Here is an 11,761-nt window from a genome sequence, read left to right as displayed (position 1 = left end):
TTCAGGAAATCAGTTTTCGGGGACGGAGAAGCTGCCCGAAACGCGGCCGCGCGAATTGGTCGTGCCGCCCACCGCAGATGAACTGCCCGCCGCGCTGCCATCCACGCTGGACACGCCGGTGTTCAGATCGATCACCAGACGCCCGCCGTTCAGCGTATCGGTGCCGCGCCGCAGCGCCACATCGCCGACCAGCGTGATGGTGCGGCGGTTGAAATCATAGACGCCGACATTGCCGCGCGCATTCTCGCTGCCGCGCGTGACGGATACGCCGCCGGTGGCGGTAATGCGCTGAATCCGCAGCGCATCGGTATTGGTGTAATCGACGATGGTGCGCGCCGCCGTCAGCCGCAGATCGCCCTGGTTCACCACCACATTGCCCGACAGCACCACCCGTTCGGCACGGTCCTGCAATTCGATCCGGTCCGCCGCATAATCGACCGGCTGGCGCGAATTGAAACCGGCAATCGCCTGTGCCGACAATTGCTGCGCGCCCAGAAGGGCCGCCGCCGTTACGGCAAAGCCGATGGCGCCGCGCATCGCGATCTTGCGGAGAGTGATGGTCTTGTTCGTCATGATCTTTCCGTCACCGCGCATTCAGCGCCCCCGGCTCCATCCGAAGCCGCGCATTGCCGATAAGCGAAACCGTGCGCGCCTGTAAATCGCCTTCCAGCCGGTCGGCCGAGAATGTGCCCGACGGCACCCGCCCGTTGACGCGCCCGTCGCCCATGATCTTCTTATCGGCCAGCAGGACCGAGACATTGCGCGCGATCATGCGATAGCCGTCGGCCGCCGTGAAATTGACGGCGCCAGGAAAACGCACGCTGTCGGCATCAAGGTCATAGGTGCCGTTCTGCGCCGTCAGCACGGCAGGCCCTTCGTTGAGCAACATGCGCGCGGTCAGATCGTTCATCTCGACCAGTCCGCGCTCCTTGGTGCGTTGCAGGGCGCTGCCTGCCTGCACCGAAAAGGGCCGCCCACGATTGTCGGCGCCGCGATACATCGCATTATCGACCATCATGCGGTTTTCGGTCAGTTCGACCTGATTGCGGTCGAGCAGGAAGCTCACCTCTCCCTGCGATGCCACGGGCGCCAGCACCATCAGCGCCACCAGCACGCCAATGCACACGGGCAGTGCGACCAGCAGGAAATGGATCAGCCGGTCATGCGACCCGCCCGGCGCGGCCTGCTCGCGGCGCTTGTGGCGGACAATGGTGGCCTCGACGCTCATGGGGTTCGACTATCGCAACAACCTTCGGGCCTTATGCCTCGTGGCTGAAGATGTCCTTGTCGGCCCAACCTTCAAGGTCCAGCAGCGCGCGGGCGGGCAAAAAGTCGAAACAGGCCTGCGCCATGCCGGTGCGATGCTCGCGCTCCAGCCTTTCGCGGAAGATGGCGACCATGTCGTGCAGATAGCGCACGTCGCTGGCGGCATATTCGCGCTGCGCCTCGTTCAGTTCGGGCGCGCCCCAGTCGCTCGACTGTTGCTGTTTGGAAATGTCCTTGCCCAGCAATTCGTTAACCAGATTCTTCAGCCCGTGCCGGTCGGTATAGGTGCGCGTCAGCTTGCTGGCGATCTTGGTGCAGAACACCGGTGCGGCCATCACGCCCAGATAATACTGGATTGCGGCCAGATCGAAGCGGGCGAAATGGTAATATTTCTCTCGCGACGGGTCGGCCAGCACGGCGCACAGATTGGGCGCGTTATAGGGGCTGTCGGGTCGAAAGCGGACGAGATGTTCATCCCCCTGCCCGTCGCTGATCTGGACAAGGCACAGCCGGTCGCGCGGGGTGATAAGGCCCATGGTCTCGGTGTCGACGGCGATCGGCCCGGGCGCGAGCACGCCTTCGGGCAGGTCTTCTTCGTGGAGATAGACTGTCATGGCCCGTCCTTAGGGGGGATTGCACCGTTGGGAAAGGGGCGAGAGCGCCGCTGCGCAGGGGAAAGCGACAGGTTGAGGGCTGGTGGCCGGTGCGCCCCGGCCGCTATCGTAGCCGCCATGTCCGATTCCGTCCCTGCCAGCTGGTCCGCCGCACTCGATCCCGTTCTCGCCAGCGAGGAAGCGCGCAGGCTGGGCGCATGGCTCAAGGAGGAGGAAGCGGCAGGGCGCACGGTCTATCCGCCGCGCGGCCAAAGGCTGGCCGCGTTGGCGCTGACGCCGCTGGACGAGGTGAAAATCGTGATATTGGGGCAGGACCCCTATCACGGGCCGGGGCAGGCGCACGGGCTGGCCTTTTCGGTGCCCGACGGGGTGCGGCTGCCGCCGTCGCTGCGCAATATCTATAAGGAGCTTGCCAGCGATCTGGGCGTCGAACCGCGCACGGGCGGCGATCTGACGCGCTGGGCGCGGCAGGGCGTTCTGCTGCTCAACAACACGCTGACGGTGGAGGCCGCCAGGGCCGGATCGCATGCGAAACGCGGCTGGGATGCCATTACCGATGCCTGCGTAGAAGCCGTGGCCGCCAGCGACACGCCCAGCGTATTCATCCTGTGGGGCAGCCATGCGCAGCAAAAGGCGCGGCGCATTGCCGCGCTGGGATCGTCCTCTCACCATCTGGTGATCGAAAGCCCGCACCCCAGCCCGCTATCGGCGCATCGCGGTTTTTTCGGATCGCGCCCGTTCAGCCGCGCAAACGCATTTCTGCGCGAACATGGACGCGATCCGATCGATTGGTAAAGCAGTGCCCTGCCGCAATTAACGCGGCAGGTCGGTCACCCCCATCAGCGCCTCGTCCACCGAACGCGCGCACTGGCGGCCCTCGCGGATGGCCCAGACGACAAGGCTCTGCCCGCGCCGCATATCCCCGCAAGCCCAGACATTGTCGTCGCTGGTCTTGTAGTTGACCGTATCGGCCAGCACATTGCCGCGCGGATCATATTCGACACCCGCCTGGTCGAGCATGCCCGACTTGCGCGGGCCGACGAAGCCCATGGCCAGCAGGATCAGGTCGGCCTTGAGCGTGAAAGTGCTGTCCGGCACTTCCTTCATCTCGCGCCCTTCCCATTCGAGGCGGACGCATTCGAGGCCCGTCACCTTGCCGTTTTCGCCCACCACGCGCTTGGTCAGGATCGCCCAGTCGCGGTCGACGCCTTCCTCGTGGCTGGACGAGGTGCGCAGTTTCAGTGGCCAGTCCGGCCAGGTCATGGCTTTGTCTTCACGCTCGGGCGGCTTGGGCATGATCTCGATCTGGGTGACGCTGGCTGCGCCCTGACGGTTCGAGGTGCCGACGCAGTCGGAGCCCGTGTCGCCACCGCCGATCACGATGACATGCTTGTCGGTCGCGACCAGAGTGCCGCGCGGGGCTGCACGTTCTTCGCTGTCGCCCGCATTGCGCTTGTTCTGCTGGGTCAGGAATTCCATGGCAAGGCGCACCCCGCTCATTTCCGATCCCGGAATATCCAGCGTGCGCGCCTCTTCGGCGCCGCCCGACAGCACCACCGCGTCGAAGTTTTCCTTCAGCGTCTTCATCGAAATATCGACGCCCACTTCGGTGCTGGTGCGGATCGAGACGCCTTCGGCCTCCATCTGCGCCGCGCGGCGATTGATGAGGTGCTTTTCCATCTTGAAGTCGGGGATGCCGTACCGCAGCAGCCCGCCGATACGGTCGTTCTTTTCGAACAGCGTCACCGAATGGCCCGCCCGCGCCAGTTGCTGGGCACAGGCCATGCCCGCCGGACCCGAACCGACGACGGCAATCGACTTGCCGGTCTTCTTCTCGGGCGGCTGCGGGACGATCCAGCCTTCCTGCCAGCCCTTATCGACGATCGCGCATTCGATCGACTTGATGGTGACCGGCTGGTCCACGATGTTCAGCGTGCAGCTCGCCTCGCAAGGTGCGGGGCAGACGCGGCCGGTGAATTCGGGGAAATTATTGGTGGAGTGCAGGTTGACCAGCGCCTCCTTCCAGTTCCCCTCGTACACAAGGTGGTTCCAGTCCGGGATGATATTATTCACCGGACAGCCATTGTGGCAGTAGGGAATACCGCAGTTCATGCAGCGGCTCGCCTGCCCCTTCAGGGCCTGCGGATCGTGCGGAACGACGAATTCCTTATAGTGCTGAAGACGCTCGGTCGGCGCCTCATAAGTGCGATCCTGGCGGTCGAGTTCCAGGAAGCCCGTTTCCTTACCCATGCGTGCCTCCCTTATTCCGCCGCGACCGTTTCGGCTTCAAGCCGTTCGGTCTCCAGCATTTTCAGTGCATTCTCGTAATCGCGCGGCATCACCTTGACGAAGCGGGTGACCGCGTTGTCGAAATCGTCGAGGATTGCCTTCGCCCGGCTGCTGTCGGTGTGCAGGATATGGCGTTCCAGCAGCACCCTGATCCGCTGCGCATCGAAGTAGAGCGGATCGCCCATGCCGAAATCATTGACCGACTGGCCGCGCTGTTGCGGTTTCGCCGCGTGGGGCACATCCTCGTCCGTCGCGGCAATCTCGCGCAGCTCAACCATTTCGGTGTTGCAACGCTTCGCGAACTGGCCGTCCTCGTCATAGACATAGGCGATGCCGCCCGACATGCCCGCCGCGAAATTGCGGCCCGTGGGGCCCAGCACCATGACGGTGCCGCCGGTCATATATTCGCAGCCGTGATCGCCGGTGCCTTCGACCACCGCGATGGCACCCGAATTGCGCACCGCGAAACGCTCGCCGCCCACGCCGTTGAAGAACGCCTCGCCCGCAATCGCGCCGTAAAGCACCGTATTGCCGACAATGATATTGTTCGTCGGATCGCGGTCCATGCCGTCGGGCTGCTTCACGATGACGCGGCCGCCCGACAGGCCTTTGCCGACATAGTCATTGGCATCGCCCGTCAGTTCCAGCGTCACGCCATGCGCCAGCCATGCGGCAAAGCTCTGCCCTGCAACGCCGGTGAAGGATACGCGGATCGTGTTGTCGGGCAGGCCGGCATGGCCGTATTTCTTGGCAACTTCGCCCGAAAGCATGGTGCCCGCCGTGCGGTTCACATTCTTGATCGCACGCTCGATCCGGACGCTTTCGCCCTTTTCCAGCGCAGGAGCCGCCGCCTTGATCAGGTCCTGATCCAGCGCCGCCTCAAGCCCGTGATCCTGCGTTTCGGTCCGGAACAGCTCGTGCCCTTCGACCGGCTTTACCTGATGCAGCAGTTTCGACAGGTCGATGCCATGCGCCTTCCAGTGCGAAACGGCGCGCTTCATATCGATGCGGTCGACCCGGCCAGTCATTTCTTCCAGCGTGCGGAAGCCCATCTCCGCCATGATCTGGCGCAGTTCCTCGGCGACGAAGAAGAAATAGTTCACCACATGCTCGGGCATTCCGGTGAAGCGCTTGCGAAGTTCGGGATTCTGCGTCGCCACGCCCACCGGACAGGTATTGAGGTGGCATTTGCGCATCATGATGCATCCCGCCGCGATCAGCGGCGCGGTGGCGAAACCGAACTCGTCCGCGCCCAGCAGCGCGCCGATGGCAACATCGCGGCCCGTGCGCAGCCCGCCATCGACCTGCACCGCAATCCGCGCACGCAGATCGTTGAGCAGCAACGTCTGCTGCGTTTCGGCAAGCCCGATTTCCCACGGGCTTCCCGCATGGGTCAGCGACGTCAGCGGGGACGCGCCCGTACCGCCTTCATAGCCCGAGATGGTGACATGATCGGCACGCGCCTTGGACACGCCCGCAGCCACCGTGCCGACGCCCACTTCGGACACCAGCTTCACCGAGATGCGCGACGAGGGGTTCACGTTCTTCAGATCGTGGATCAGCTGTGCCAGATCCTCGATCGAATAGATGTCGTGATGCGGCGGGGGCGAGATCAGGCCCACGCCCGGCGTCGAGTGACGGGTCGCGCCAATGGTCTTGTCGACCTTGTGACCCGGCAGCTGACCGCCTTCGCCCGGCTTTGCGCCCTGCGCCATCTTGATCTGGATGTCGTCGGCATTGACCAGATATTCGGTAGTCACGCCAAAACGGCCCGATGCCACCTGCTTGATCGCCGAACGCATCGAATCGCCGTTTTCCAAGGGCAGGAAACGCTTGGGATCCTCGCCGCCCTCACCGGTGTTCGACTTGCCGCCGATCCGGTTCATGGCCAGCGCCAGCGTGGTATGCGCTTCCCAGCTGATCGAGCCATAGCTCATCGCACCGGTTGCGAAACGTTTCACGATCTCGGCAGCGGGCTCCACCTCGTCCAGCGGGATCGGCTTGTCGGCCTTCTTCAGCTCCATCAGGCCGCGGATCGTCAGCAGGCGTTCCGACTGCTCGTTGATCGACCTGGCGAACTCTTCATAGTTCGACCAGTCGTTGCCGCGCACCGCATGCTGCAAATTCGCGATATTGGCGGGGGTCCACGCATGGTCCTCGCCCCGAACGCGATATTGATAGATGCCGCCGACATCGAGCATCTTTTGATAGATCTGCTCTTCCGAATAGGCGGCCGTGTGACGGCGCACCGTCTCTTCCGCGACTTCGGCCAGGCCGACGCCTTCGATGGTCGTCGCCGTGCGGGTGAAATATTTGTCGATGAACGCAGTCGACAGGCCGACCGCATCGAAGATCTGGGCACCGCAGTATGACTGATAGGTGCTGATCCCCATCTTCGACATCACCTTGCGGATGCCTTTGCCGATGGCCTTGATATAGTTGTATTCGACTTCCTCGGCCGAGAGCGGCGCCTCGCGGTGAACGCGGATGCTCTCCAGCGTTTCGAACGCGAGATAGGGGTTGATCGCTTCCGCGCCATAACCCGCCAGCACGCAGAAATGGTGCACTTCGCGCGCTTCGCCCGTTTCGACGACAAGGCCGGTCTGCATGCGCAAGCCCTGCCGCACAAGGTGGTGGTGCACGGCCGACGTCGCCAGCAATGCAGGCATGGCGATGCGGTCAGGCCCTTGCGCGCGGTCCGACAGGATCAGAATGTTCTTGTCGGCCAGCACTGCCTCGGTCGCGGCCCAGCACATTTCCTTGATCGCCATCTCCAGCCCCTCGGCGCCGGACGCGGCATCCCAGGTCATGTCGATGGTCGCGGTGCGGAACGCACCGTCAAGGCCCGATTCGACCGAACGGATCTTGGTCAGATCGCTGTTCGTCAGGATCGGCTGCGTAATTTCAAGCCGCTTGTGCGTGCCGGAATCGCGGCCCAACAGGTTCGGGCGCGGACCGATCATCGACAGCAGGCTCATCACCAGCTCTTCGCGAATCGGATCGATCGGCGGATTGGTGACCTGCGCAAAGTTCTGCTTGAAATAGTCGTACAGCAGGCGCGAACGCTTTGACAGCACGGCGATCGGCGTGTCGGTGCCCATCGAACCGATCGGATCGTCGCCGTTGTACAGCATCGGCTCGAGGAATTTGGTCACATCCTCTTGCGTATAGCCGAACGCCTGCTGGCGGCGCAGGAACAGCTCGCTGTCGGCAGTGGGATCGACCGGCACGTCGTCCGCCTCGATCTCGACAATGTCCAGATCTTCCAGCTTGTACTGCGTATCACGCAGCCATTTTTCATAAGGATGCGCGTTGGCGAGTTCGGCTTTCAGCTCCTCGTCCTCGACGATGCGGCCTTCTTCAAGGTCGATCAGCAGCATCTTGCCGGGTTGCAGGCGCCATTTGCGGGTGATGTCCTCTTCGGCAAACGGCAGCACGCCGCTCTCCGACGCCAGGCAGACGAGATCGTCCTTGGTCACGCAATAGCGCGCGGGGCGCAGGCCGTTGCGATCCAGCGTGGCGGCAATCTGGCGGCCATCGGTGAACGCAACCGATGCGGGGCCGTCCCACGGCTCCATCAGCGCGGCGTGATATTCATAGAATGCACGGCGCGCCGGATCCATTTCGTGGTTCTTGGCCCACGCTTCGGGGATCAGCATCATCATCGCATGGGCAAGGCTGTACCCGCCCGCCAGCAACAGTTCGAGCGCATTGTCGAGGCAGGCCGTATCCGACTGGCCATGCGGGATGATCGGCCACATCTTGTCGAGATCGGCGCCCAGCAGCGGCGATTCCATGGTGCGGCGGCGCGCGTTCATCCAGTTCACATTGCCGCGAACCGTGTTGATCTCGCCATTATGGGCGATCAGGCGAAACGGCTGCGCCAGCTTCCAGCTGGGGAAGGTGTTGGTGCTGAACCGCTGGTGCACCAGCGCCAGTGCCGAGGTGCAGTCGGGATCGCGCAGATCGTCATAGAAACTGCCGACCTGGTTGGCGAGCAGCAGCCCCTTGTACACGATGGTCCGGCTGGAGAAGCTGGGCATGTACAGTTCGGTCAGCCCCGGAAGCCCGTGCTTTTCGGCCAGTGCCGCCAGCGGATTCTGCGTCTGCTTGCGAATCGAAAGGAGCTTGCGTTCGAACGCGTCCTGATCCTCGCAATTGCCGCCGCGCGCGATGACCGCCATGCGGATCACCGGCATCTGTTCCAGCACGGTCTTGCCCAGACCGTCCAGAGTGGTCGGCACATCGCGCCACCCCACCAGCTGCTGGCCTTCCTTGCCGACGAATTTTTCGAACTGGGCGACCACGAAATCGCGCGAAGGCGCATCTTGCGGCAGGAAGCACATGGCCACGGCATAATCGCCCAAAGGCGGCAGCGCTTTGCCCTCACCCTCTGCCCATTTGCGCAGCAGCGCATCGGGCATCTGGATCAGGATGCCCGCGCCGTCACCCAAAAGCGGGTCCGCGCCCACCGCGCCGCGGTGGTCCAGATTTTCCAGAATGGTCAGGCCTTGCTGAATAATCGCGTTCGATTTTTCGCCCTTGATATGGGCGACAAAGCCCACACCACAATTCTCGTGTTCGTTACGCGCGTCGTAGAGGCCTTGAACCGGCGGAAAACCCATTGTCACCTATCCTGTCGGGGCCCGGGCACCATTACCCGGAATATATGCGCGAATCAGCCCGCCCCCTGAGAGGCGCAGTTATTGCGCGTTTGATCCCAATGACGACAGGAAGCTGTCTTTGCAACTCTGCTGACGGAAATCTTTGATCTGCAAGGCGTTGAATCGCAGGATTCCGCCGATTTCCGGCAAGGCCGGAACGGCAGTTCAGACCCGCTTCAGCTCCTGCAAAGCCTCGCGCAGGCGGAAATCCTGCGGACCGGCGCCGTTCGGTATCGGCCGATGTTCGCGGCTGGCGTCGAGCAAGGGCATGGGCGACAGATTCGCCTCGCCCAGCCGGTGCGTGGGCGCATTGGGACGCGGCTGATGCGTTTTGCCAAGTCCGATCGCCATCAGCGAGCCATAACCCGCGCCGTCGTCGTCGGCATCCTCTTCCTCGTCCGCTTCGCCCGCGAACCAGTCGGCATCCATGCCGCCGGTCAGGCCCGGCGCGAAACGCGGTGCACTGTGGCCATCATGGCCGGTATCGCGATGCAGCGGCTGTACGCGCGCATGCGCCGGTTCACGCACCGACTGAGGCTTGGGTTCGGGCTGCTGCCATTGCACCGGTTCTGGTGCGGCTTCGACACCGGGCTCGAAAACGGGTTCGGGCCGGGCAAAGGCGGCAGGCTCCGGCTCAAAACCTGCGGGCTGCTCCTCGCTCTCCGCGACCGGCTCTTCCTCGAATGCTTCCGGCTCGACCGGTTCGGAATCGACCGCTTCGGATTCGACCGCTTCGCGTTCGACCGGCCCTTCGGCGGGCTGTTCGCTTGCGGCATCGGGCATATCCCATCCTGCATCCTCGTCACCCCAGCCATTGTCGGCATCGGGCGCGGGGCGGACAGGCGATTCGTCATGCGCGGCGGCAAAGCGGGCGAGATCCTCGCCATCGTCCTCAAACTGCACCGGCGATTCGATATCGGCATAAAAGCCGGTGTTCGGAATCCGGTCGAAGCTGATCTCATCATCCTTGGGTGCGGGCGGAATATGGCTCAGGTCATGCTTGGGCAATTGCTGCCCCGCAGGCGGCGCGGACAAACGCTCAAGCGGAGATCCGCCGCGTTTGGGCATGCCGTTATTCTCACCCAGATGGCGGCGCAAACGCGGCACCGATGCAGCAGCTTCCTCGCGCGTGCCGACTGGGTCGTTCGCGCCTTCGGGCAAAATGCCCGAAACGGCCGAACCCAGCAGCAAGCCGAAAACGCCGCCCAATACGCAAAGCGCGATAGTGGCGATGCCCGCCGTCACCCCCGCCTCTGGCCCAAGGCCTGCGCTGGCCAAAAGGCTGGTCAGGATTTCGGGCGGCATTTGCAATCCGGCAAAGGCCCCGCCGACGGCACCGCCGGCACGCAATACGAAAGCAATTATGCGAGTCATTCCGTTCATTCATCCATCATGCACCGCGGTGCGCGAAGGCATCTTAAACGGAAAGGGTAAACGCCGGCATAAGATCGCGGGCGGCCCGCCCCCCTGATTTCAGGGCGCAAATAGCTGCAAACAAAGGTGAATACGCCCTCTCGGGCGAGCGGTAACCGCAATAGCGGCGAATGACCGGGATCCTAGGCGACAGCCTGCAATTTGGCGCGCGCGTGATCGGCCATCCATTTTTCGACCACGGGCGCGATCTTGCCGCGCCATTTCGACCCGTTGAAGATGCCGTAATGGCCGACGCCGGGATGCAGATGATATTTCTTCAGCGCATCGGGCAGGCCGGGCGTAAGCTCTAATGCTGCCTTGGTCTGGCCCACGCCAGAAATATCGTCGCGCTCGCCCTCTACGCACAGGATCGCAGTGTCAGTGATCTTGCCCAGATCGACGGTCTTGCCCCGATGGGTCAGCAGGCCGCGCGGCAGCAGATATTCCTTGAACACCGCGTTCACGGTCTGAAGGTAGAATTCCGCCGTCATGTCGCAGACCGACAGATATTCGTCATAAAAGGTCTTGGTCGCATCGGCGCTTTCGCCGTCGCCCGCCACCAGATGTTTGAACAGGCCGTACTGGCTCATCATATGGTTGCTGAGGTTCATCGACATGAAACCCGACAGCTGCAGGAAGCCGGGATAGACCTTTCGGCCCGCGCCGGGATAATGCATAGGCACGGTCTGGATCAGATATTGCTTGAACCAGTGCATCGGGCGGTTGACCGCCATCTCGTTCACTTCGGTCGGGCCTTCGCGCGTGTCGATCGGGCCGCCCATCATGGTCAGCGTGGCGGGGCGACAGGGATTGCCGTCGTCCGCCATCACCGCCGTCGCCGCAAAGGCAGGCACCGATGGCTGACACACTGCCACCATATGCGCGCCGGGGCCGATATGCTCCAGAAACTCGATAATATAGTCGATGTAATCGTCCAGATCGAACAGCCCGTCGGCCATGGGCACCATCTTCGCGTCGGCCCAATCGGTAATATAAACCTCTGCATTATGCAGCATACGCTCGACCGTCCCGCGCAGAAGCGTGGCATAATGCCCGCTCATCGGCGCGACGATCAGCACTTTGGGCCGGTCGGCGGGCAAACCGGAGTGAGTAAAGCGCTTCAAATTGCCGAATGGCTTGTGAAGCACATCGGCCTCGGTCACTTCGTGGGTGTTGCCGCCCACCTGCACCGACCCGATGCCGAATGCGGGCTTGCCGCGCGGTTCGGCAGCATGGGCGAACACTTCCAACGCGGACGAGACAGTCGGTCCGAACCCCATCGTACCCATTGGATTCTTGGGATTATTCAGCCATTCGGCGGTGACCGACGCCATCGCGGTAGCCGAAGTGCGCCAGGCCTGCTGAATCTCGTAAAGCGAATAGAGCACGTGCGATTCTCCTTGCCTTCAGCCGCTTGCAAACTGTCTTGTTGCCGTTGCAGCAAAACCGGCCATTCCGTCCGCCAGATGCGGGCGATATTGCCCCTGTTTAGATCGTTACGGGCGTTCGTTGCAA

Annotated in this window: 8 protein-coding genes; 1 reads left to right on the top strand and 7 read right to left on the bottom strand. The window is 62.9% G+C overall.

What is annotated here, in order from left to right; all coding sequences use genetic code 11:
• Window positions 1–9 precede the first annotated feature (9 nt).
• The 3 genes from LOZ77_RS15260 to LOZ77_RS15250 are packed head-to-tail and all read right to left on the bottom strand — an operon-like array spanning window position 10 to window position 1,880.
• Window positions 10–573, bottom strand: coding sequence for an LptA/OstA family protein (locus tag LOZ77_RS15260; protein ID WP_230279830.1), 564 nt, complete (start codon window positions 571–573; stop codon window positions 10–12).
• 10 nt (window positions 574–583) lie between these two features.
• Complete coding sequence (gene lptC, locus LOZ77_RS15255; RefSeq protein WP_230279829.1) at window positions 584–1,228, bottom strand: LPS export ABC transporter periplasmic protein LptC; 645 nt, start codon at window positions 1,226–1,228, stop codon at window positions 584–586.
• 31 nt (window positions 1,229–1,259) lie between these two features.
• The gene (locus LOZ77_RS15250; RefSeq protein WP_230279828.1) at window positions 1,260–1,880 is read right to left on the bottom strand and encodes a ribonuclease D; all 621 of its coding nucleotides are present in this window, start codon (window positions 1,878–1,880) and stop codon (window positions 1,260–1,262) included.
• A 117-nt stretch (window positions 1,881–1,997) separates the two neighbouring features.
• Between LOZ77_RS15250 and LOZ77_RS15245 the strand changes: the two genes are divergently transcribed.
• Window positions 1,998–2,675, top strand: a complete 678-nt coding sequence (locus LOZ77_RS15245; protein WP_230279827.1) for a uracil-DNA glycosylase — start codon at window positions 1,998–2,000, stop codon at window positions 2,673–2,675.
• 18 nt (window positions 2,676–2,693) lie between these two features.
• On the opposite strand, the gene LOZ77_RS15240 is transcribed toward LOZ77_RS15245, so the two are convergent.
• The 4 genes from LOZ77_RS15240 to LOZ77_RS15225 form a co-directional block, all read right to left on the bottom strand.
• Window positions 2,694–4,130, bottom strand: a complete 1,437-nt coding sequence (locus tag LOZ77_RS15240; RefSeq protein ID WP_230279826.1) for a glutamate synthase subunit beta — start codon at window positions 4,128–4,130, stop codon at window positions 2,694–2,696.
• 11 nt (window positions 4,131–4,141) lie between these two features.
• A complete protein-coding gene (gene gltB, locus LOZ77_RS15235; RefSeq protein ID WP_230279825.1) occupies window positions 4,142–8,794 on the bottom strand; it encodes a glutamate synthase large subunit in 4,653 nt (1,550 codons plus the stop codon).
• 204 nt (window positions 8,795–8,998) lie between these two features.
• Complete coding sequence (locus LOZ77_RS15230) at window positions 8,999–10,207, bottom strand: hypothetical protein (protein WP_230279824.1); 1,209 nt, start codon at window positions 10,205–10,207, stop codon at window positions 8,999–9,001.
• A gap of 182 nt (window positions 10,208–10,389) precedes the next feature.
• On the bottom strand, window positions 10,390–11,634 hold the full coding sequence (locus LOZ77_RS15225; protein ID WP_230279823.1) for a polyhydroxyalkanoate depolymerase: 1,245 nt from the start codon (window positions 11,632–11,634) through the stop codon (window positions 10,390–10,392).
• Window positions 11,635–11,761 lie beyond the last annotated feature (127 nt).

The organism is Croceicoccus sp. Ery15 (assembly GCF_020985305.1).
In the GTDB taxonomy this organism is placed as follows: Bacteria; Pseudomonadota; Alphaproteobacteria; order Sphingomonadales; family Sphingomonadaceae; genus Croceicoccus.
Note: the sequence above shows the minus strand (reverse complement) of the source record. Positions and strands in the feature narration are given on the sequence as shown.